This window comes from Neisseria leonii (genome assembly GCF_028776105.2).
Taxonomy (GTDB): domain Bacteria; phylum Pseudomonadota; class Gammaproteobacteria; order Burkholderiales; family Neisseriaceae; genus Neisseria; species Neisseria leonii.
The window spans coordinates 166,819-189,382 of sequence record NZ_CP145606.1 but is presented as its reverse complement, the minus strand read 5'-3'; the positions used below and the strand labels follow the sequence as shown (position 1 = coordinate 189,382).

At 57.4% G+C, this 22,564-nt stretch carries 23 protein-coding genes; 11 read left to right on the top strand and 12 right to left on the bottom strand.

Annotated elements, in window-relative coordinates; translation table 11 throughout:
* Positions 1-3 precede the first annotated feature (3 nt).
* The 5 genes from ORY85_RS00985 to ORY85_RS00965 all read right to left on the bottom strand — a co-directional run bounded on the left by ORY85_RS00985 (position 4) and on the right by ORY85_RS00965 (position 3,792).
* On the bottom strand, positions 4-261 hold the full coding sequence (locus ORY85_RS00985; RefSeq protein WP_274572195.1) for a hypothetical protein: 258 nt from the start codon (positions 259-261) through the stop codon (positions 4-6).
* Positions 262-1,263: a virulence RhuM family protein gene (locus tag ORY85_RS00980; protein WP_274572193.1), complete on the bottom strand. Its 1,002-nt coding sequence runs from the start codon at positions 1,261-1,263 to the stop codon at positions 262-264.
* Between the two features lie 34 nt (positions 1,264-1,297).
* Positions 1,298-1,633 carry a restriction endonuclease subunit S gene (locus ORY85_RS00975; protein ID WP_274572192.1) on the bottom strand — a complete coding sequence of 112 codons (336 nt, stop codon included), beginning with the start codon at positions 1,631-1,633 and terminating at the stop codon, positions 1,298-1,300.
* Positions 1,634-1,896: 263 nt separating this feature from the next.
* Positions 1,897-2,544, bottom strand: coding sequence for a dTMP kinase (gene tmk / locus ORY85_RS00970; protein ID WP_274572191.1), 648 nt, complete (start codon positions 2,542-2,544; stop codon positions 1,897-1,899).
* 6 nt (positions 2,545-2,550) lie between these two features.
* Positions 2,551-3,792, bottom strand: coding sequence for an aromatic amino acid transporter (locus ORY85_RS00965; RefSeq protein ID WP_274572190.1), 1,242 nt, complete (start codon positions 3,790-3,792; stop codon positions 2,551-2,553).
* A gap of 224 nt (positions 3,793-4,016) precedes the next feature.
* Here ORY85_RS00965 and murU point away from each other — a divergent pair, with 224 nt between their 5' ends.
* The 3 genes from murU to thrB all read left to right on the top strand — a co-directional run bounded on the left by murU (position 4,017) and on the right by thrB (position 8,243).
* Positions 4,017-4,712, top strand: a complete 696-nt coding sequence (gene murU, locus ORY85_RS00960) for an N-acetylmuramate alpha-1-phosphate uridylyltransferase MurU (RefSeq protein ID WP_274572189.1) — start codon at positions 4,017-4,019, stop codon at positions 4,710-4,712.
* A gap of 130 nt (positions 4,713-4,842) precedes the next feature.
* Positions 4,843-7,119 (top strand): 5-methyltetrahydropteroyltriglutamate--homocysteine S-methyltransferase, encoded by a 2,277-nt coding sequence (gene metE, locus ORY85_RS00955; RefSeq protein ID WP_274572188.1) that lies wholly within the window; start codon positions 4,843-4,845, stop codon positions 7,117-7,119.
* 182 nt (positions 7,120-7,301) lie between these two features.
* Positions 7,302-8,243 (top strand): homoserine kinase, encoded by a 942-nt coding sequence (gene thrB, locus ORY85_RS00950; protein ID WP_274572187.1) that lies wholly within the window; start codon positions 7,302-7,304, stop codon positions 8,241-8,243.
* A 118-nt stretch (positions 8,244-8,361) separates the two neighbouring features.
* Here thrB and ORY85_RS00945 read toward each other — a convergent pair whose 3' ends face one another.
* The gene (locus ORY85_RS00945; protein WP_274572186.1) at positions 8,362-9,240 is read right to left on the bottom strand and encodes a lipid A biosynthesis lauroyl acyltransferase; all 879 of its coding nucleotides are present in this window, start codon (positions 9,238-9,240) and stop codon (positions 8,362-8,364) included.
* Between the two features lie 103 nt (positions 9,241-9,343).
* Between ORY85_RS00945 and rbfA the strand changes: the two genes are divergently transcribed.
* The 4 genes from rbfA to ORY85_RS00925 all read left to right on the top strand — a co-directional run bounded on the left by rbfA (position 9,344) and on the right by ORY85_RS00925 (position 11,489).
* Positions 9,344-9,715, top strand: a complete 372-nt coding sequence (rbfA, locus tag ORY85_RS00940) for a 30S ribosome-binding factor RbfA (RefSeq protein WP_274572184.1) — start codon at positions 9,344-9,346, stop codon at positions 9,713-9,715.
* 16 nt (positions 9,716-9,731) lie between these two features.
* Positions 9,732-10,643, top strand: a complete 912-nt coding sequence (gene truB / locus ORY85_RS00935) for a tRNA pseudouridine(55) synthase TruB (protein ID WP_274572182.1) — start codon at positions 9,732-9,734, stop codon at positions 10,641-10,643.
* A gap of 140 nt (positions 10,644-10,783) precedes the next feature.
* Positions 10,784-11,053, top strand: a complete 270-nt coding sequence (gene rpsO / locus ORY85_RS00930) for a 30S ribosomal protein S15 (RefSeq protein ID WP_274572181.1) — start codon at positions 10,784-10,786, stop codon at positions 11,051-11,053.
* Between the two features lie 256 nt (positions 11,054-11,309).
* The gene (locus ORY85_RS00925; protein ID WP_338578161.1) at positions 11,310-11,489 is read left to right on the top strand and encodes a hypothetical protein; all 180 of its coding nucleotides are present in this window, start codon (positions 11,310-11,312) and stop codon (positions 11,487-11,489) included.
* Between the two features lie 31 nt (positions 11,490-11,520).
* Here the strand turns inward: ORY85_RS00925 and ORY85_RS00920 are convergent, their stop codons facing one another.
* The 3 genes from ORY85_RS00920 to ORY85_RS00910 form a co-directional block, all read right to left on the bottom strand.
* On the bottom strand, positions 11,521-13,062 hold the full coding sequence (locus tag ORY85_RS00920) for an AmpG family muropeptide MFS transporter (protein WP_274572179.1): 1,542 nt from the start codon (positions 13,060-13,062) through the stop codon (positions 11,521-11,523).
* Between the two features lie 134 nt (positions 13,063-13,196).
* Entirely contained in the window at positions 13,197-14,387 is a 1,191-nt protein-coding gene (locus ORY85_RS00915; protein WP_274572178.1) for a DUF937 domain-containing protein, read from the bottom strand.
* A 141-nt stretch (positions 14,388-14,528) separates the two neighbouring features.
* Entirely contained in the window at positions 14,529-15,164 is a 636-nt protein-coding gene (locus ORY85_RS00910; protein ID WP_274572176.1) for an MBL fold metallo-hydrolase, read from the bottom strand.
* Between the two features lie 57 nt (positions 15,165-15,221).
* Here ORY85_RS00910 and ORY85_RS00905 point away from each other — a divergent pair, with 57 nt between their 5' ends.
* The 3 genes from ORY85_RS00905 to argJ all read left to right on the top strand — a co-directional run bounded on the left by ORY85_RS00905 (position 15,222) and on the right by argJ (position 18,890).
* Positions 15,222-16,028, top strand: coding sequence for a DNA ligase (locus tag ORY85_RS00905; protein ID WP_274572175.1), 807 nt, complete (start codon positions 15,222-15,224; stop codon positions 16,026-16,028).
* 150 nt (positions 16,029-16,178) lie between these two features.
* On the top strand, positions 16,179-17,594 hold the full coding sequence (locus tag ORY85_RS00900) for a chloride channel protein (RefSeq protein WP_274572173.1): 1,416 nt from the start codon (positions 16,179-16,181) through the stop codon (positions 17,592-17,594).
* Between the two features lie 75 nt (positions 17,595-17,669).
* Positions 17,670-18,890, top strand: a complete 1,221-nt coding sequence (argJ, locus tag ORY85_RS00895) for a bifunctional glutamate N-acetyltransferase/amino-acid acetyltransferase ArgJ (protein ID WP_274572171.1) — start codon at positions 17,670-17,672, stop codon at positions 18,888-18,890.
* A 215-nt stretch (positions 18,891-19,105) separates the two neighbouring features.
* Here the strand turns inward: argJ and ORY85_RS00890 are convergent, their stop codons facing one another.
* The 3 genes from ORY85_RS00890 to greA all read right to left on the bottom strand — a co-directional run bounded on the left by ORY85_RS00890 (position 19,106) and on the right by greA (position 20,955).
* A complete protein-coding gene (locus tag ORY85_RS00890; RefSeq protein WP_274572170.1) occupies positions 19,106-19,708 on the bottom strand; it encodes an inner membrane-spanning protein YciB in 603 nt (200 codons plus the stop codon).
* A gap of 160 nt (positions 19,709-19,868) precedes the next feature.
* Positions 19,869-20,318, bottom strand: a complete 450-nt coding sequence (locus ORY85_RS00885; protein WP_274572168.1) for a DUF4149 domain-containing protein — start codon at positions 20,316-20,318, stop codon at positions 19,869-19,871.
* Between the two features lie 160 nt (positions 20,319-20,478).
* Positions 20,479-20,955, bottom strand: coding sequence for a transcription elongation factor GreA (gene greA / locus ORY85_RS00880; protein WP_274572167.1), 477 nt, complete (start codon positions 20,953-20,955; stop codon positions 20,479-20,481).
* 227 nt (positions 20,956-21,182) lie between these two features.
* On the opposite strand from greA, the gene ORY85_RS00875 reads away from it, so the two are divergent.
* Complete coding sequence (locus ORY85_RS00875) at positions 21,183-22,559, top strand: MFS transporter (protein ID WP_274572166.1); 1,377 nt, start codon at positions 21,183-21,185, stop codon at positions 22,557-22,559.
* Positions 22,560-22,564: the final 5 nt, after the last annotated feature.

Here is a 22,564-nt window from a genome sequence, read left to right as displayed (position 1 = left end):
ATATCAATATCCGACTATCGCTACTTTTATTATCAGCAATTCTTGATTTAACGCTTTGATTAACTCATTTGGGGCTTGATCTTTAAACAGCATTTGCAATCTATCCCAAATTTTCGGTTGCGTGGTCTGAATAAATGTCGCCACATCATCAGGAAAAAGTGCGGTTTGTTTATCGTAACTTTTAGGGTCGCCTTTGCTGTAACCACCTTCGGTTAATAAGCTGTGTTCAATTTCGTTTTCAAAGTTTTGTTCGGTGTGCATTTATGGCGTTCTCCGTTTGGTCAGGCTTTTTTCCAATGCTTCCAATTCGCGTAAATCTTCGGCATCGGCTTGTTGCTGTTTCAGTTTTTGCCGTTTAGTATGGAATTGTTCATATTGTTGATGGACAATTTGCTCTGCTTGTTTATGCGTGCGTCCGCCACGATTACCCAACACCGGAAAGTTATTAAATTCCAATAAGGCATCTACATTTTTCTGCCAAAAAGCAAGAGTTAAATCTTGATTGTTTTTTACCCTTAACTCGGCACTTTCAAGAAAAATCGTTACCAAACGGTTTAACGAATCCAGCTCATCGCTGTGCAGATAATTTTTGGCGATAATCACATCGCCTTTACGCACCACACTGCCTTTCCAACTGGTTAAGCCCATATTCGGTTTATCTGCATCGGCACGGCTGATAATCAATTCTGCTGCCGTTTGGTTTGTTACCGCGTAAAGTAGTTTATTTTGTGTTTCGGCAAAAAACATCTGCGTGGCTTTGTCGCTTGTGTCGTAATCGCTGGATAAGCTGAATAATTCTCGCACTTTTTGATAAAACCGCATTTCACTGGCACGAATTTCACGGATTTGGGCGAGTAATTCATCAAAATAATCTAGCCGTCCTTGTGGATTCTTTAATCGTTCGCTGTCAATTAAAAAACCTTTTTCCAAATAACTTTGCAAGGTGGAATTTGCCCACTTGCGAAACTGCACGCCACGCGGACTACGCACACGAAACCCCACCGCCAAAATCATCGGTAAGGCGTAATGTTTGACCTCGTATTGCTTACCGTCTTCGGCAGTTATTAAATAATCCTTAATAACTGAATTTTCATCTAACTCATTATCCTGTAATATATTTTTGATATGTATATTGATATTTGGCACAGAGGTGGCAAAAAGTTCGGCGAGCTGGTTTTGGGTCAGCCACGCTTCATTGTCCTGCACCAGCAGCGATACTTTGCTTTTGCCGTCATCGGTGTGGTAAATAATTAAATCGTTCATTTTTTCTCCTGTTGGTTTCAGGCAGCCTGAAAGCCTAGTTTACTTTAATTTTTCCTGTAACCGCTTGGGTAATCAGGGCATTGCGGTATTCTTTCAGACGGCTGATGGTTTGGTTTACCGTGTAGCATAAACGGTCTATTTGGGCGGTTTGTTTGTCCAAATAGTCGGCGATGGCGGTTTGTTCGGTAAGGGGGATTTTGACAATCTGCAATCTAACCAAATCAGCCGCATTGATTGCTGGATAGCTCACGCCAACCGAATGAGCCACAATCGCATCAATCATTTTTTCAGACTGTATCCAGTAACCTAAAAATTTTGGAGACAATGCTGATTTTGGTCTTAATACGGCAAATCCTGTGGAAACAATCAAATTTTCTTCGGCATTGTTTATTCGTCATTAACGGTAGCTTCATATTTCAGACGGCTTATTTCCCAATGCACTGGCACTTGCCCCAACCATTCTACGCCGCTATCTTTCATTGCTGTATCAGGGTTTAAGCCTTTGGTAACGGCGGTGGTGGTGATAGCTGAAAAGCCTGTCAAAACCCTGAAAAGCAAAAGGCAGAGAAAACCGTTTACGGTTCGCCTCTGCCCATATCGCGGCACGGTTTTCAGACGGCCTTCCGACTGTTTTCACAGACTGTCCTTCACGGCCTGCCAGCCTGAAAAAGCCTGTACCAAAGCCTGCTCCACCTGTCGGCCGACATCTTCCGGCGGCAGGTCGCTGCGGATTACGGCATACCGATCGGGCGCGGTGGCGGCGCGGTCGAGATAGGCTTGGCGCACCCGGCCGAAAAATGCGGCTTCCTCCTGCTCGAAACGGTCTTTTTCACGGACTGCCGCGACACGCTGTATGGAAATTTCAGTCGGTACATCAAGCAGCAGGGTCAGATCGGGGCGCAAACCGCCCTGCACCCAGTTTTCCAAAATTTCGATGTCCGCTGCCGGCACGCCGCGTCCGCCGCCCTGATAGGCAAATGTGGCATCGGTAAAGCGGTCGGACACTACATGAATGCCTTTTTGCAGCGCCGGCAGAATCACTTGCACCAAATGCTCCTGGCGGGCGGCGAACATCAGCAGGGTTTCGCTGCGCAGGCCGCAGTGGGTGGCTGGATCAAGCAGCAGCCCGCGCAAGGCCTCGCCCAAAGCCGTACCGCCCGGTTCACGGGTAAACAGAACAGGCAGACGGTTGGCTTCAAACCAATCTTTTATGACCGCCAGATTGGTGGATTTCCCGGCACCGTCCATGCCGTCCAGCGTAATAAACCTTGCGCGCGCCATACCCGATTAACCTTTAAACACAGGAACCATATCCCAGCGGCTCAATAATTGCGCGGCAATATTGATGACACCGAACGCAAATACCCACACTGCCAGCCAAGTACCGCCGTAAACGCGGTAGCGGCTGCCTGCACCGAAACGCGCACGGGCGCGGTGCAGCATCAGGGCGGGCACCAATGCCGTCCACACGGCGGCGGCCAGACCGACATAGCCGATGGCGGTAACGAAACCGGTAGGAAAAATCAGACAAAGCACCAAAGGCGGCAGAAACGTGAGGGCTGCGGCACGGCGGCGGCCTGCGGCATCGTCGCCGAATTTGAATTTGTCGGCCAGAAAATCGAACAAACCGAGCGAAACGCCGAGAAAAGAAGAAGCAATCGCCATATAGGCAAAAAAGCTCAGGATTTTACCCATGCTGCCCACTTCGGCATACTGCGCCAGATTGTCAATCAGCACACCCACATCGCCGTCGGCCGCGATGACGGGTGCAAACGCATTGCGCGGCAGGTTGCCGTGTACCGCCAGCTGCCACAGCACATAAATCGCCAGCGCGATCAGCGTCCCGATCCACAAAGCCTTCGCCACTTTGGGCGCATCGCCCTGAAAATACTTCAACAAACTCGATACATTGCCGTGGAAACCGAACGATGCCAAACAGACCGGCAGTGCGGCAGCGGCATAAATCCAATACTGCGTTCCCGCCGCCGCACCGCTATCGAACAGCACCGGCAGCTTGACCGAACCGAGCAGCCCGCCCGTCGCCCACAAAAACGTCAGCACCATGCCGCCGATTAAGACGGCCGTGACACGGTCCACCCACTTGGCCGACAGCCACACACAGCCGGCAAACACCGCCGTAAACAGCAACTGCCCCGCATACAGCGGCCACTGACCGCCGAACATGCTGCCGCCCGCCTGCGCGGTCAGATTGCCGCCGACAAAAATATAGGCGTACACCAACAGATACAGCACGAATGCCACCGCCGCGCCGTTAATCAGATTCCAACCCGCACCGAGCAGATCCTTCACCATCGTATCGAAACTCGCGCCGTGCGGGTAATGGGTATTCACCTCCAAAATCATCAGCCCCGACGAAAGCATGGAAAACCAGGTATAAAGCAGCACCAGCATCGAACCGGCAAACCACACACCCGATGTGGCCGTAGGATTCGCAAACATACCCGCACCGATAACGGTTCCGGCAATCAACAGCGCGCCGCCGGTTAAAGACGGTTTGGCAGACATCATTTTCTCCCGCACAATCAAAATAAATTAAGAAATGTTAAGACCGATTATGCCCGAAAACAGGCCGTCTGAAAACGCCGTACCGCACACCCGCTTTTCAGACGGCCTCAGCCTAACCGCCAACCACCTTTTTCCGCTACAATCCGTCCTGCAAACCGGCACCGTCACAACCGGCCGGCGCACCATACCCCCCGGATTCCGCCGCCCCACCCTAGGAGTACCCTATAATGAAAGCCATGATTTTGGCCGCAGGACGCGGCGAACGGATGCGCCCGCTCACCGACACCTGCCCCAAACCCCTGCTGCCGGTCGGCCGCGAACCCTTAATCGGCTGGCACCTGCGCCGCCTGCATGCCGCCGGTATCCGCGAAGTCGTCATCAACCACGCCTGGCTCGGCACACAGATCGAACAAACCTTGGGCAACGGTGCGGCCTACGGCCTGACCATCCGCTACTCACCCGAAGGCGAAACCGGCCTGGAAACCGCCGGCGGCATCGCCACCGCCCTGCCCCTGCTGGGCGACGCACCGTTTCTGGTCGTCAACGGCGATGTCCTGACCGACTTTGACTTTTCCGCTGCCATCACCGCCGCCGGCCGGCTCCGCCCCGATCAAGACGCATTTCTATGGCTGACCGCCAATCCGCCGCACAATCCGAACGGCGATTTTTCCCTGCATTCAGACGGCCTCATACGCTCCGATACGGCCGACGGCGGCCGCGCACTTACGTTCAGCGGCATCGGCATCTACCGCCCCGCCCTGTTCGCAGACATTCCCGCCGGCACACCGGCCAAACTCGCCCCCCTGCTGCGCCGGGCCATGACGGCAAACCGCGTCTGCGGTGCCGAACTGCCCGCCCTGTGGCTGGATGTGGGCACGGCAGAGCGGCTGGCAGAAGCCCGCCGCATCAGCGCGGATTGGTAACGGCCTGCACCGCAGCAGCATTAATTTCATTCATACCGCCATGCAAATTACTCGTTTGCCTACAACCCAAAACACAGGCAAGATGCCAAAATAAACCTTTTCCCCGATTGTTTTTCCACAGGAGAACACCATGAACACTTTTCACCTTTCAGGCTACCCGCGCATCGGCGCGAAGCGCGAACTGAAATTTGCCGTTGAAGCCTTTTGGAAAGGCGATAAAACAGAAGACGAGCTGCAAAACACAGCCGCCGAAATCCGCCGTCTGAACTGGGCAGCCCAAAAAGCCGCAGGTGCCGATTTGGTACCCGTGGGCGATTTTTCTTTTTACGACCACGTTCTGGATCTGCTGTGCACATTGGGCGCGATTCCGAAGCGTTTCGGTTTTGATGCTGCCAAGCTGACACTGCCCGAATACTTCCAACTGGCGCGCGGCAACGCCACCCAGTTTGCGATGGAAATGACCAAGTGGTTCGACACCAACTACCACTACATCGTGCCCGAATGGCACGCCGACACCGAATTTTCGGTCAACGCAGGCCGTCTGATTGCCCAAATCAAAGAAGCCAAAGCACAAGGCCACGACATCAAACCGACACTGGTCGGCCCGCTGACCCTGCTGTGGCTGGGCAAAAAGAAAGAAAACTTCGGCTGCCGCGTCGCAACCCTGCTGCCCAAACTGCTGCCCGCCTATGCCCAACTGCTGCGCGAGCTGGCCGCCGAGGGCGTGGACTGGATTCAGTTGGACGAGCCGGTGTTGGCCGTCGATGCACCGCAAGCCTATCTCGATGCGTTCCCGAATGCATATAAAGAGCTGGCCAATACCGGCGTACGCATCATCATCGGCACCTATTTCGCCTCAGTTGCCGAACACCTGACCCTGCTGAAAAACCTGCCGGTTCACGGTGTACACATCGATGCCGTGCGTGCGCCCGAACAATTGGCCGTGTTTGCCGATGCCTGGCCGGAAAACAAAGTCCTGTCGGTCGGCATCATCGACGGCCGCAACGTCTGGCGCGCCAATTTGAACAAAGTCATCGATACCCTGAAACCCGTGGCCGACAAACTGGGCAACAACCTGTGGGTTGCGCCTTCCTGCTCGCTGCTGCACAGCCCGCAAGACTTGGCCGTCGAAGAAAAACTCGACAGCGAAATCAAATCGTGGATGGCGTTTGCCGCCCAAAAACTGGTGGAACTGGGCGTGGTGAAACAGGCGCTGGCGCACGGAAAATACAGCGTGAAAGACGCGCTGGCCGCATCTGACGCCGCCGCTGCCGACCGCGCCACCAACAAAAAAATCCACAACGAAGCCGTACAAAAACGCGTGGCCGAACTGCCCCAAGGCGCCGATCAGCGCAAATCGCCGTTTGCCGAGCGCATCAAAGCCCAACAGGCCTGGATGAACCTGCCTGCCCTGCCCACCACCACCATCGGTTCTTTCCCGCAAACCGCCGAAATCCGCCAAGCGCGCGCCGCCTTCAAAAAAGGTGAATTGAGCGAAGCCGATTACGATGCCGCGATGAAAAAGGAAATCGCCTACTGCGTGGAAGTACAGGAAAAACTGGAACTCGACGTACCGGTACACGGCGAAGCCGAGCGCAACGACATGGTGGAATACTTCGGCGAACAACTGGCCGGCTACTGCTTCACCCAATTCGGCTGGGTACAGAGCTACGGCAGCCGCTGCGTGAAACCGCCCGTGATTTTCGGCGACGTTTCCCGCCCGAACCCGATGACGGTTTACTGGTCCGCTTATGCGCAAACGCTGACCAAACGCCCGATGAAAGGTATGCTCACCGGCCCGGTAACCATGTTCAAATGGTCTTTCGTGCGCGACGATGTACCGCTGAGCGTGGTGGCCAAACAAATCGCACTGGCTCTGAACGACGAAGTTCTCGATTTGGAAAAAGCCGGCATCAAAGTCATTCAAATCGACGAACCGGCGATCCGCGAAGCCATGCCGCTGAAAAAAGCGCAGTGGGACGAATACCTGGCCTGGGCGTGCGAAGCCTTCCGCCTGTCGTCCACCGGCGCCGAAGACAGCACCCAAATCCACACCCATATGTGCTACTCGGAGTTTAACGACATCCTGCCCGCCATCGCGTCTATGGATGCCGACGTGATTACCATCGAAACTTCGCGTTCGGATATGGAACTCTTGACCGCATTCGGCGATTTCAAATACCCGAACGACATCGGCCCGGGCGTATACGACATCCACAGCCCGCGCGTGCCGACCGCCGCCGAAATCGAACACCTGCTGCGCAAAGCGATGGAAGTCGTACCGGTAGAGCGTTTGTGGGTCAACCCCGATTGCGGCCTGAAAACCCGCGGCTGGAAAGAGACTATCGAGCAGTTGGAAGTGATGATGGACGTAACCAAAAAACTGCGCGCGGAATTGGCCAAATAATTCCCCGATACCGGCAAGGCCGTCTGAAAACCGCCCCCAGGCCTTTTCAGACGGCCTTTCTGATGCCCGCCGCTTTACCCGTTTTTTCCGGCCGCGCCTGCCGCACCGAAAATTGCGCTGAACTTTTCCCTGCCTGCCGCTATAATGTCGGGTTTGATTTTCCCTTTCCTGACAGGTTTCCCATGTCTGTTTACACTGCCGTTTCCGATGCCGAAATACGCGAATTTCTGACCGATTACGATTTGGGCGCATTCGTCTCGCTTACCGGCATCGCCCAAGGCGTAACCAACAGCAATTATTTTCTCACCACCGGACAGGGCCGCTTTGTCCTGACTGTGTTTGAAGTACTGCGTCAGGAAGAGCTGCCGTTTTTCCTCACACTCAAACAGCATCTGAGCCAAAACGGCGTGGCCTGCCCCGCCCCCGTGGCACGCCGGGACGGCCGTTTCGATTCGGTTTTGGCAGGAAAACCCGCCTGTCTGGTCAGCTGCCTGAAAGGTGCGGACACCGGCTGGCCGACTGAAACCCAATGTTTCCACACCGGCGCGATGCTGGCCACCATGCATCTGGCCGGACAATCCTTCCCGATGAGCATGGACAATCCGCGCCACAGCGATTGGTGGCAGCAGTCGGCCGAACGGCTGTATCCCGTATTGGAGGCGGACGATGCCGCCCTGCTGCGCGATGAAACCGCCTATCTGGCCGCCCGCCCCGACAGCGCGCTGCCGCGCGGCATCATTCATGCCGATCTCTTCAAAGACAATGTCCTGCTCGATGGTGAAAACGTCGCGGGCTTTATCGATTTTTACTACGCCTGCAACGGCAGCTTCATTTACGACTTGGCCATCGCCCTCAACGACTGGGCGCGCACCGCCGAAAACACCATCAACCCGCAACTGGCCGCCGCCCTGATACGCGGCTACGAAAGCGTGCGTCCCCTGGAAGCGGCCGAGCGCGCCTACCTGCCCACCGCCCGCCGCGCCGGCTGCATCCGCTTCTGGGTATCGCGTCTGCTCGACTTCCATTTCCCGCAGGCGGGCGAAATGACGTTTATCAAAGACCCGAACGTTTTCCGCGACCTGCTGCTGACCGTCCGCCGCGAAACCGTCGGCTGCCCCGCTTAAACACAGACAGTCAGGCCGTCTGAAAACACCGCCGCGCAGCCTACCTGCCCGGCCTGTTTTCAGACGGCCTGATTATCTTACCGCCTTTGATACCGTCAATCACAAATGCCTCTGCGGTTCAGGGTTTACGGTAAAAATCCGCCTCCCCCTGCGGCCGCGTTTTGAAACGCTTGTGCAGCCAATAATACTGTGCCGGCATTTCGCGCACGCGCGCCTCGATAAAATCGTTCATCCGCTGCGTATCGGCGGCGGCATTTCCGGTGGGGAAATCCGTCCATGCGGGATAAAAGCGCAGCTCGACCCTGCCGTCCGCCATACGGGTGGGAATCGCGGGTATCACTTTGGCACCGGTCAGCGCAGCGATGCGGCTCAAACCGGCAATGGTGGCAGTGGGAATACCGAAAAAATCCACAAACAGGGAATCTTTCGCGCCAAAGTCCTGATCCGGCAGATACAGAAACGGTGCCGGACTCTTTTTCATTTCCTTGATAATGGCGCGCAGCCCTTCGGTACGGCCGATCAGAAAAACATTATTGTAGCGGTGCCGCCCTTGCAGCACCCGGCGGTCGATAACCGGATTCTGCTGGTGCGTGTACATACTGATCAGCGGCACATCTTGGTTGAGCGCATAAACCGCCAGTTCGAACGCCGTGAAATGCGGATACAGCAGAATCACTTTTCCGCCCGCCGCCAGCGCATCGTCCAAATAATGCTTGTCGCGGTAATCCACCAGCGATTTGAGCCGCGCCGCCGAACCGTACCAATACAGCCCGTATTCGGCCAACAATTTTCCCATGTGCATAAAGTGGCTTTTGAGCAGCGCCTCGCGTTCGGCCGCGCTTTTTTCCGGGAAACATTTGGCCAGATTAATCCGCCCCACCCGCCGGCGCGGTGCCACTGCGTAATAAGCCAGCAGGCCTATGGCATTGCCCAATTTCTGAATCCAGGCAAACGGCAGCAACTGCACCAGGTACAGCACAAAAAATACAAATTTCATCACACCCCCCGTCTCATAACCCGCGCATTATAGGCGAAAAGCGGAATTGCCGTATAATGCCGCCAGAAAAAACCCGACCCGCAACCGAAACGGAAAAATCACCATGAGAAAACCCCAACGCGGCTACGCCCGCCAAGACCGTGTCAAAGAACAGATTATGCGCGAACTGGCCGATTTGGTGCGTACCGGCCTGAAAGACCCGCGCGCGGGCTTCATCACCATCAACGAAGTGGAAGTTACCCGCGATTACAGCCACGCCACCGTCTATTACACCGTACTGGACGGAGACAAACGCGCCATCACCGAAGAAGCCCTTGCCCACGCCCGCGGCCACCTGCGCAGCGGACTGGCCAAACGCATCAAGCTGTTCAAAATCCCCGAACTGCACTTCAAATACGACGAATCGCTCGAACGCGGCCTGAGCCTTTCCAGCCTGATTGAGCAAGCGGCGGCCGAAAAACCGGTAGAAGACTGAAAACGGCCGTCTGAATATGAATCCGACTTCCAAACGCGCCGTCAACGGCGTCCTGCTGCTCGACAAACCGCAAGGAATATCCAGCAATACCGCCCTGCAAAAAGCCCGCCGCCTCTACCGTGCCGAAAAAGCGGGACACACCGGTGTACTCGACCCGCTGGCCACCGGCCTGCTGCCGGTATGCTTCGGCGAAGCGGCCAAATTCGCCCAATACCTGCTTGATGCCGACAAAGCCTACACCGCCACCCTCCAACTCGGCCAAGCCACCACCACAGGCGATGCCGAAGGCGACATCATTGCCGAAGCCGGCGGCAACATCAGTCTGCACGCTTTTCAGACGGCCTGCCGCGCCCTGACCGGAAAAATCCGCCAAATCCCGCCCATGTTTTCCGCCCTGAAACACGAGGGCAAACCCTTATACGAATACGCACGCAAAGGCATCACCATCGAACGCAAAGCGCGCGACATCGAAATCTATTCGATTGGGATTCCATTCTTTTCACCACCGCAAGCCGTGATTGACGTGCGTTGCAGCAAAGGTACCTATATCCGCACCCTCAGCGAAGACATCGCCAAACACACCGGCACTTTCGCCCACCTGACCGCCCTGCGCCGTACCGCCACCGCAGGTTTTACCATCGCACAAAGCCACACCCTCGAAACCTTGGCAAATCTCAGCGAAACCGCACGCGACGGCCTGCTGCTGCCCTGCGACGCTCTGGTTCAGCACCTGCCCGCCCTCACCCTCAACCCCGCCGCCGTTGCCATGCTGCAACACGGCCAGCGTCCGCAGCACCGCGACCACAATACGCCGGACAATACCCCGCTGCGCATTTACGGAGAAGACGGCCGCTTTATCGGCCTGGTTCAATATCAGGCCGGAATAGGCCGTCTGAAAAGCCTGCGCCTGATGAACACGGCCGCCTGACAAAAAACTGCCCAACCGGCACAGATTCGGTTATAATGCCGAGCTTGTCTGTTGACAGACAATCGGGAGTTTGCACAGGTTGGTTTCCGACTCGGCAAACTTGTCAGCCGCAAGGCATTTTTCATTGAAGGACGTTTCTCATGGCTCTGACCGTAGAACAAAAAGCACAAATCGTTAAAGATTTCCAACGCAAAGAAGGCGATACCGGCTCTTCCGAAGTACAGGTTGCCCTGCTGACTTTCCGCATCAACGACCTGACCCCCCACTTCAAAGCCAACCCCAAAGACCACCACAGCCGCCGCGGCCTGCTGAAAATGGTCAGCGCACGCCGCCGCCTGCTCACTTACCTGCGCCGCACCAAGCCCGATACCTACCGCGAGCTGATCGGCCGTTTGGGTCTGCGTAAATAATCGATTTCGATTATGTTCCCCTTGCTGCGGCAAGGGGATTTTTACAGGAAAAGCCATACGCCGTGCACACCGTTTCAGTTCACACCCTTTCAGCCAATTTCTGCTGCCGACCGCACTGTCCGTGCACAACTTCCACTGTCCGACATCTCGGTATCTATGTGTCTTTTGCGTGAACCGCCAGACTTGATTCAAACTTGAATTTGAATATCCCCTTGATATACCGTTTGCCATCATCGACAGCAGAATCAATAGGGATATGATGGACTTCATCAAAAAGCAGCCTATTCCCAGTCTGCCGATTGGATTCTTTCTGATCGGCATGATGTCCGCCGCCATTCCGAGCAACGGCAGCAAACCGGCAAATCATTCATGCCATTTTTTAACCCGCCAATCAATCATCGGTTACCGTATCCAGACAAAAACCGCCCAAGCATGAGCTCGGGCGGCTGTTTTCAGCCATCGGCTGCTTATTGTCCGGCACGGTAAATCTTCTTATCCACCCAATACACCAGCAACAACACCGGCAAACCGATCAGCGCGGTAAACATAAAAAAGCCCGGATAACCTACCGTATCGACCATTCCGCCCGAATAACCGCCCAAAACTTTGGGCAGCAGCGTCATCAGCGAGCTGAACAGGGCATACTGTACCGCCGTAAAACGGACGCTGGTCAATGCCGAAAGAAACGCCACAAACACCGCACCGGCCAAGCCTGCCGCCAAATTGTCGAACCCCACCGCCAAATACATAAACAGCACATCATGCCCGCGGTAAGCCAGCAGGATAAACAACAGATTGGTCGCCGCCGCCAGCAGCGCGCCCAGCAGCATCATTTTCATCAGCGCGAATTTCTGCGACAGCAAGCCGCCCAAAAAGCCGCCGAAAACCGCCATCACGACACCGAAAGTTTTCACGGCGGCCGCAATCTCTTCTTTGCTGAAACCCAAATCCTGATAAAACACATTGGAAATCACGCCGGCCACAATATCCGAAATACGGTAGAGGCCGATTAAAGCCAACAGCAGCAGCGACGACTTGCCGTAGCGCGCAAAAAACTCGGTAACCGGATTTACCCACGTTTCCAACGCCAGCCGGCCGGGAACCCAACCGCTTTTGACTGCCGCCCAGCCGGCCGCCGCCGCCGCCATCGCCGCCATGCCCAACCGCAGCGCTTCCAAGCCGAAAGCCGCCAGTGGCGAATCCGCCCCGGTCAGGCGGCTGCCGGCAAAAGAAAATACCGCCACAAACGCTGACACCGCAACAGCAAACAGCAAAATGAGACGCAGATTGTCCGCCAACGGCCGCTTCTGCGTATGAATCAGCGAAACCTGCGGCTCGCGCATCAGCAGCGTCGTCAAAATACCGACCCCCATACACGCCGCCATCACAAAATACGTCTGCCGCCATGCACTATAAAGATACATGCCTTCACGCGAACCGAATCCTGCCGCCAGAAAGAGCGCGCCTGCCCCTGCCGCCACCATGCCCACACGATAACCCGCATTGTACGTTGCCGCCGTAACCGACTGCATCGCATCATTACCCGCAGCGGTTTCGATGCGGTAGGCATCAATCACCACATCCTGAGTGGCCGAAGAAAAGCCCAGCAGAACCGCTGCCGCCGCCATATAGACCAGCGCACCGTTTGCAGCCGGATCCACGATGGCCATCAGGCAGACGGCCGCAGACACCGACACCTGCGCCAGCAGCAGCCAGCCGCGCCGCTTGCCCAGCAGGCGGGTCAGCAGCGGCAGCGGCAGCGCATCAATCAGCGGCGACCAGACAAATTTAAACGAATACGCCAACGCCGCCCAGCTGAACATCGTTACCGTACTGCGCTCCACACCCGCTTCTCGCAGCCACAGCGACAGACTGGAAAAAATCAGCAGAATCGGCAGCCCGGCCGAGAATCCGAGAAAAAACATCACCACGGCACGCGGATCCCGATACGCACCGAATACCCCGCCGCGCCGTCCGCCTGCCGCAGCCGTATTTCGTTCCAAGCTCATTACTTCATTTCCGTCATCACACCGCACAGGCGGCAAACGCGCTATTGTAACAGAGCGGTAAAAACAAAAGGCCGTCTGAAAACGGCATTTTCCCGTTTTCAGACGGCCTTTTATTTCAAGCCGGTTCGTCAGGCTTATTCCACACGCACTTCCACGCGGCGGCCTTCCACATCGTTACCCACGGCACCGGTGGTATTTTCCGGTTTGCGCAGTTCGATGTTGTCGGCATTCACGCCTTGTGCTTCCAAGAAAGCTTTAACGGCCATGGCGCGGTTTTTCGACAATTCTTCGTTGGCGGCAGCATTGCCGGTGCTGTCGGCAAAGCCGCTGACGACCAGTTTTTTACCGTCTTTACCGGCCTGAACCACCTCGGCGGCCACGACATCGGCATCGGCAGCCACATCGGCTTTTGCCGTAGCAAAGTAGAACGTTACCACGCCGTTTTCATACACGACACGGGCAGTATCGGCAGCACCGGCAACCGCTTGGCTGCTTTCAGACGCGGCGGAAGGCTCCGGTACGGGTTCATTCGAAGCCTGAACTTCCGACGCGGCAGCCGGTGCATCAACGGCAGAAGCCTCGGCCGGAGCAGAAGCGGCAGCAGGCTGTTGCGGCGCAGCCGCTTTATCGCCCGAGCAGCTCTTGAAGGCGAACAGTGCCAGCAGAGCGGCCAGACCCAGTGCCAGCCATTTGCCCAGACCGGATTTTTTGGCTGCCGCACCGGCTGCGGCAGCGGAACCGGCAGCAGCCGTACCGCCCAGATTCGCGGCCAAAGCGGCTACATTGCTGCTCAGGCCGCTCACGCTGCCGATGCCCAAGGCAGACAGCAGGCCGGTATTCAGCGCGCCGCCCAACCATTCCTGCTGGCCGCCCAACACACGCAGCAACTGGCCCATGTTCAGGTTCTCGCCGCGCAACACAGACAATACCAAAGGCAGAGCCAAAGCCAGCAGCGAGCCGGAAGCCGCTTTGGAGATGCCGCTTTGGTTGGCGATTTCGTCCGCCACGTCTGCCGCATTGCCGCCGAACAGATTCGGCAGCAGGGTTTTGCCCAGACTGATCAGGCTCTGCCAGTTGGTACCTTCGGAAGCTTGTGCCACGGCGCCGCTCAGGCTCTGCCCCGCCTGACCGTTGATCAGATCAAACAGATTGCGCGCGTTTTCAGGCCGGCTGTTGAGGTTTTTCAGCAGACTGCCCACCACGGAAGGCAGCACCAGATTGGCGGCCACCGCGCCGTTTTCGGCAGATTCGCCCTGTTTGGTCAAGAAGTTGCCCAATACATTGCCCAATTGGCTTTGCAGCAGATTGCCCAAATCGATAGACATAATTTTTTGCTCCTGAAGGTTGGATTCACATTTTTATTCGTAAGAAAAAGGCCGTCTGAAAACGGCCGAGCAGGAAGTATTTGCTACTGCCGCACATCTGGCAAGCCGTCAGCAGTATTTTTGACACAATTTAGCACTGACTTACAAAAACGGGTTGTGTTTTTTCTCGTGGCCGATGCTCGTCAGACGGCCGTGTCCGGGTATGACCTGCGTTGTGTCCGGCAGCGGCCACAGCTTGCTGCGGATATTGGCCAGCAGATCCGCATGGTTGCCGCGCGGGAAATCGGTCCGGCCGATGCTTTCGTAAAACAGCACATCGCCCGCGACCAAAAGTTCTGCCTGTGCGCAGTAAAACACCACATGGCCGGGCGTGTGGCCGGGGATATGCAGCACCCCGAAACGGTATGCGCCCACAGTCAGCGTTTCGCCCTCTTCCAGCCAGCGGTCGGGCAGAAAGGCCGGTGAGACGGGGAAACCGTATTGCGCGGTGGCCGTCGGCAGGTATTCGAGCAAAAATTCGTCGTCGCGGTGCGGTCCGGCCACTTCCATGTCCGGCAGCAGCCCGCGCATATCCACCACGCCGCCCACATGGTCGAGATGACCGTGGGTCAGCCAGGCGGCCTTGACCGTCAAACCGCGCTTTTTCGCCTCATCGGCCAGAAATGCGGCATCGCCGCCGACATCGGTGAAAACCGCTTCGCCGCTTTCATCGTCCCAAATCAGGGTACAGTTTTGCCGGAACGGCGTGACCGGCATGATTTCGATTTGTAAAGCCATTTGCATTCCTTTCCGATACGCGGCATGATTTATGACAAAATCATAAAGGAGCGGCGCATGAAATATGATTGGTTGTGGTGCGGGTATCTGCTGTCTGCCGTGGCGGCGGCTTCGCCGATGATGCTGGCGCAGGAGTATAACGGGCAGGATATCGGCGGCTGGCTGATGAGCGAAAAGCTGGACGGCGTGCGCGCCTATTGGGACGGCAGCCGCCTCATCAGCCGTCAGGGCTATGCGTTCACCCCGCCCGCAGGTTTCACCCACAATTTCCCGCCCTATCCGCTGGACGGCGAACTATACGGCGGACGCGGCCGTTTTGAAGCAACTTCCGCCGCCGTGCGCGCGGCCAAAGGCGACTGGCCGGGCGTGAAAATGTATGTGTTCGATGTACCCCAGGCATCGGGCGGCCTCAAACAGCGTCTGGCCGTATTGGCAGGCCGTCTGAAAACACACCCCGCACCGAATCTTCGGATTATCGAACAGTACACCGTGCGCGACAAGCAGCACGCCGAAACATGGATGCGCCAAATTGTCGCCAAAGGCGGCGAAGGCGTCATTCTGCGCCACCCCGACGCGCCCTACGGCAGCGGCCGCAGCAGCCACTACCTCAAACTCAAACCGCAACAGGATGCCGAATGCGTGGTCGTACGCCATCATGAAGGCAAAGGCAAATATCAGGGCAAACTCGGCTCGCTGACCTGCCGCAACGAAACGGGCGAATTTAAAATCGGCAGCGGTTTCAAAGATGCCGACCGCAGCAACCCGCCCCCCGTCGGCAGCACGATTACCTACCGGTACAGGGGTTTCACCGCCAAAGGCCTGCCGCGTTTCGCCACTTATCTGCGTATCCGCAGCGACCGCTGAACGGCATATGTAGTATCGCCTGTGTCCGTAACCGCGCCGCCCGAACCCGGCACCCTGCGTCCGCGTGCCGCTTTTTTCCGCCGCCGCCCTTTTCCCTGTCCGCAAAAGCATTCATAATCGCGCCATTGTGTCCTTTGCCCGCCAACCGCCATGAAACCGCAAACTTGGAGCAGCCGTTTTGCCCGCCGACTGCTGAAAACCCGGCGATTATCGCGCCAAACCGTTTCGCTGGCCTATCTTTTGGCCGGTGCCGCGCTGGTAGCACTGACTGCGCTCTTTTTCGCCAAACTCGCCGACTACGCGCTGACCACCAATCTGATGCTGGCACAGAAATACCCGTGGTTTGTCTGGACGGCACTGCCTCCGGGGCTGATGCTGATTGTCTGGCTGACACAGAAGTTCGCCCCCCATGCCGTCGGCAGCGGCATTCCCCAAGTCATCGCCTCCATCGCCCTGCCGCACAGCCATCAGAAAAAACGGCTGGTGGCTTTCCGCGAAACCCTGCTGAAAATCCCGCTGACTTTCCTCGGTATGCTGGCGGGTGCCTCCATCGGCCGCGAAGGGCCGTCCGTTCAGGTGGGCGCGGCCGTCATGTCGGCATGGGGACGCTGGTGCCGCAAACGCGGGCTGGCTTTTCAAAGCCTGCGCGAGAACGATTTGCTGGCAGCCGGTGCGGCAGGCGGCTTGGCTGCCGCATTCAACGCCCCGCTGGCCGGCGTGGTATTCGCCATCGAGGAATTGGGGCGCGCGGTACTGCTGCGCTGGGAGCGGCAGATTTTTATCGGTATTCTGGCCGCCGGTTTTGTGCAGGTCGCCATTGAGGGCAACAACCCGCATTTCCGCAGTTTTTACGGCGTGGAGCTGAAAAATATGCTGCCTTGGGTGGCAGGCGGTGCTGTGGTGTGCGGCATAGCGGGCGGCCTGTTCGCGCGGCTGCTGCTCAAAGGGCCCGCATGGCTGCTGCCCGAAAAACACCGCGGCCTGCTGCGCCGCCACCCGGTTTTGCTTGCCGGCGTCATCGGTCTGCTGCTGGCCGCACTGGCCACTTTGACCGGCAATCAAACGCTGGGTACCGGCTATTACGAAGCCTCTGCCGCCCTGCGCGGCACTTATGACGCACCGCCCGCCATCGCGGCCGCCAAATGGGCGGCAACCGTACTGTCGTATTGGGCGGGCATTCCGGGCGGCGTATTTACTCCCAGCCTCACCATCGGTGCCATGATCGGCCAGCATATTGCCGATTTGAGCGGTTTGGGTGTGGGGGCGAATGTGGTGGTATTGCTGTGCATGACGGCTTTTCTCTCTGCGGCCACCCAGTCGCCGCTGACGTCCAGCGTGGTGGTGATGGAAATGACCGGCAGTCAGAGCCTGTTGTTCTGGCTGCTGATCGGATCGCTGATTGCCGCGCAGGTATCGCGGCGGTTCTCGCCCAAACCCTTCTACCACGCCGTCGGCCAACGCTTCAAACAGCGGATAGAAGCCGAAACCGCCGCCGAAGAAAAAGCAGCCAAACAAGCCGCACAACCTGCCGATGCGGCACCGATGCCGTCTGAAAACAGACCTTAACCTTTTTTGCGGCCCGGTTCGGGCAGCCGAATCCGCCGCAGCCGAAAAGCCGACCCACACCAGAAAGGACAAACCATGCCGGTCAATTACCGTATCAAAACCGCCGACGAAATCCCCAGCATCAACGGCATTCAAATCTTTACCGGCCAAGCCGGCATCAAAAACAGCGGCCGCGACGACCTGACACTGATGGTGCTGGCACCCGGCTGCACCGTCGGCGCGGTCTTCACGCAAAACCGCTTCTGTGCCGCGCCCGTCCACCTGTGCAAACAGCATCTGTACAGCGGCAGCGAAATACGCGCACTGGTCATCAACACCGGCAACGCCAACGCCGGCACGGGCAGCGAAGGCCGCGAACGCGCGCTGGCCGTCTGCGAAGCAGCCGCTGCCCAAATCGGCTGCGAAACCGGCCAGGTACTGCCGTTTTCCACCGGCGTGATTCTCGAACCGCTGCCGCATCAAAAAATCATCGATGCGCTGCCCCATGTCCGCCCCGTCCATTGGACCGATGCCGCCCGCGCGATTATGACCACCGACACCGTCCCCAAAGCCGCCGGCGGCGAAGCAGGCATCGGCGAGCACCATACCGTCCGTGCCGCCGGCATCGCCAAAGGGGCGGGCATGATCTGCCCAAATATGGCCACCATGCTCGGTTTCATCGCCACCGATGCCAAAATCGCCCAGCCCGTACTGCAACTGCTGACGCAGGAAATCGCCGATCTGTCGTTCAACTGCATCACGGTGGACGGCGACACCAGCACCAACGACAGTTTTGCCATCATCGCCACCGGCCAGAGCGGCCAGAGCGAAATCGACAATATTGCCGACCCGCGCTACGCCGAACTCAAAAACCTGCTCGCCCCGCTGGCTTTGGAGCTGGCGCAGGCCATCGTGCGCGACGGCGAAGGGGCGGGCAAATTCATCACCGTACGCGTCGAAGGCGCGCAAAGCCGCGACGAAGCGCGCCAAGTGGCCTACGCCGTCGCCCACTCGCCGCTGGTCAAAACCGCCTTTTCCGCTTCCGACCCCAATCTGGGACGCATTCTCGCCGCCGTCGGCTATGCTGGCATCGCCGATCTGAACGTCGACCATGTACGCCTGTGGCTGGGAGACGTTTTAGTGGCCGAACACGGCGGCCGCGCCGCAGACTACCGCGAAGCCGACGGCCAAAGCGTGATGCGCGAAGCGGAAATCACCGTACGCATCCATCTGGCGCGCGGCAGTGAAACGGCCGAAATCTATACCTGCGACCTGACACACGATTATGTGTCGATCAACGCCGATTACCGTTCGTAAAACCGCTGTAAAAAATGCCGTCTGAATCGGTTTTCAGACGGCATAAACATTGATGGTTCCGCTGCCGGTGTCATGTAGATACAGAATACCCGGCCTCAGGTTGTAGGTCGGATTTTCGAATCCGACACCGACAGGAAATTTCCATTAAAACCGCGCCGCCGTCAGAATCTGCCAACCAGCATCATGTCGGATACGAAGTATCCGACCTACTCAGCTCACCCTGCGCGAAAATGCCGCCGCAGAACAAAAAACATGACGGCCAGACACGCCAACATGACCGCCATATCGCCGAAAGCGGTAAATTCGCCCCAATAGCGGCCGCCCGCAAAGACAAAGGCGAAAAACGCGTGTAAGGCGGCAAGCAGGAAAAACATGGCGGCAAATGCCCAATTGAGCCGCCGCCAGCCCTGCGGCGAAAGCACCAAAACGGGTTCAAACAGTTTCCGCACCGCCGGTTGGCGGCCTAAAAACAGGGGCGAAGCCAAAATCCCGATGCCGAACGCCGCATTAATCAGCACGGCTTTCAGGCGTATATAGTAATCGTCGCTCAACGCCAGCGTGATGCCGCCGAACACCAGCGTCATCGCCAAGACAAACCACTGCTGCCGTTGCAGGCGGAATTTCTGGCTGACTAAAAAATAGCCGTACACCGCCACCGTAGCCAAAACCAGCCCGGCCGTGGCGGCCAGCACATGATTGTTGCCCGCACCGGCCGCACCCGTCAGTTTGAGCAGCGGGTGGGCGGTATCGGCCGGATCAACGGTCTTGTAGAGATAGAAAAAAACAATCAGCGGAACAAAATCAAGTAAGGATTTCATCAAAACCGGCCTGTAAAATCATCAACGGGGCCGTCTGAAAACAGCACAGACGGCAGGGAAACGGCACTGCGGCGGATTGGCAACACTATCCCGCAATGCCGGCAAATATCCGAACAGCCGCCCCAACGGACGGCTGTTCATTGAAGAGAAGCAAACGGCCTCAACGGGCATCAAAACGCAGATAGCGCAACAGCAGCCCCAAACCCAGCAGGCAGCACAGCAAATAAAGCACACTGGATATGCCGTGCCACTTGCCAAACGACCCGCCGACCCAATCCGACAGCCAGTGGCTGCCGCCCGCTTTGAGGCTTTCGATAACCGGTGTCATCAGAAACTGGTTGGCCGCCAGCAGTACCAACAGCAGCAGAATCATTTTCGGTGCTGCCGAACGGCCGGTAGAAAATCCGTGCCGCATACCGTGCCGTGCCGCCCAATACGCCAGTCCCCATACTGCCAAACCCAGATAATGATTGATGCCGAACATGGTACCGGCCAAAGCACCTGCCTCCAAGCGCGGCAGACGGGAAAACAGCAGCGGAGCGGCAATATAGCCCGCCATAATCTGCATACCCAGCCACACACCGCACAAAACGGCTATCACTCGATTCATTGCTGCTCCCCGATTCTGCTGTTTTTTATGACAAAACAGGCCGATGGTATCATGAAAAGCACAAACGGCAACACCGCCGCATCGCTACCGCCACAGGCCGCCTGAAAACGGCTGTGCCCGGTTTTCAGACGGCCAGATGCGTCCGCATCAATCGGGCAGATTAAATATACTCCACCGACACAATATCGTATTCGCGCACACCGCCCGGTGCCTGCACTTCGGCCACATCGCCCTCTTCCTTGCCGATGAGGGCACGCGCGATGGGCGAACCGACCGAAATTTTGCCTTCTTTAATATCTGCCTCGTCTTCACCCACAATCTGATAGCGTACGGTTTCGCCGTTTTCCAAATCTTCCAGCGTAACCGTCGCACCGAACACCACTTTGCCGTCGGCATGGATTTCGGCCGGATCGATGATGTGCGCCATCGACAGCTTGTTTTCCACCTCCGCAATGCGCCCCTCGATAAAGCCCTGACGCTCCTTGGCCGCCTCATACTCCGCGTTTTCCGACAAATCGCCGTGCGAACGCGCTTCGGCAATCGCCTCAATCACAGCCGGCCGTGCCACACTTTTCAAATGCTGCAACTCTTCTTTCAGCAACTCGGCACCGCGCAAAGTCAAAGGAATTTTCTGCATATTTACTTTCTCCGCCGCAGGCGGTTTTCCTGCGGCCCAATACAAATAAAGAAAAAGGCAAGCCGCCCGAAAAAAATCGGCGGCTTGCACGGCATCCATGCGGGGTATTGTACCAAAATCCGCCGAAACCGCAACGGTGCGGTACAAGCGAAAACCGTTGGTGCATATCCTGCACCCGCCCGCCGAAAGCGGTATAATCTGCGGGTTTGATTCAAGGCGGATTTCTCATGGCCAAAACAGCCTCCCCCCTCCTTCCTGCCGAACGGCGCGCCGCCGTCTCCCTGTCCGGTGTGTACGCGCTGCGTATGCTGGGTATGTTTCTGGTGCTGCCCGTTCTGGCGGTCTATGCCGCTTCGCTGCCCGGTACCGGCAGCAATCACGCGCTGGCGGGGCTGGCGATGGGGGTTTACGGTTTGACCCAAGCCCTGCTGCAACTGCCGCTGGGCTTTGCTTCCGACCGCTTCGGCCGCAAAAAAACCATTGTCGCCGGCCTCATCGTTTTTGCCGCAGGCAGCTTTCTGGCCGCCGCCGCCGATTCGCTGGAAATGCTGGTTGCCGCCCGCGCGCTCCAAGGAGCGGGGGCGGTCAGCGCGGCCGTTACCGCCCTGCTCGCCGATCTGACGCGCAGCGAAGTGCGCACCCGCGCCATGTCCATGATCGGCCTGAGCATCGGCCTGACGTTTTCCGCCAGCCTGGTACTTTCGCCGCTTCTGAGCGCGAAAATCGGCGTCGGCGGCCTGTTCGCCCTTACCGGCCTGCTGACCCTGATCAGTATTTTCGTCGTACTGTTTTACACCCCGAACGCACCGGCCAGACAGCATGAAGATGCGCAGGCGCAGCCCGCACGCTTGGGCGAAGTCTTCCGCAACCGCCGCCTGATGGAGCTGAATTTCGGCATTTTCGCCCTGCACAGCGGCATGATGCTGCTGTTTACCACGCTGCCTTTCGCGCTGGAACAGCTGGGCATGGCCAAAAGCAGCCACTGGCAGTTTTACCTGCCCGCCACCCTGATCGGACTGATATTGATGATACCGGCCATCATCGTCGGCGAAACCCGCAACAAGCTCAAACCCGTCTTCCTGACGGGCATCGCACTCACACTCGCCGCCATGCTGATACTCGCTTTCGGCAGCGGCAGCCTGTGGCTGATTGCCGCCGCGCTGGCCGTTTATTTCACCGGTTTCAACATTCTCGAAGCCAGCCTGCCCTCTATGGTTTCCAAAACCGCCCCGCCCACCCTCAAAGGCACGGCCATGGGCGTGTACAACACCCTGCAATCGGCCGGCCTGTTCTGCGGCGGCCTGATCGGCGGCCGCCTGCTGCAACACTACGGCTTTCAGACGGCCTTTCTCGCCGCCGCCCTGCTGACCCTGATCTGGCTGCTTTCCGCCGCCCGCGCCGCCGCGCCCCGTCCCGTGCGCAATCTGGCATTCAGCACGGGAAAAACTTGGCAGCACCGCCAAGACGAATTACACTCTGCCCTGACCCGCCTGCCCGGTGTCGAACAAGTCAGTTTCAGCCGCAACGGCGACACCGTCTATATCCAGGCCCTGCAACAGGGTTTCGACCGGCAGGCAGCAGAAAACATCATCTCCGGAGCTTAAATAAA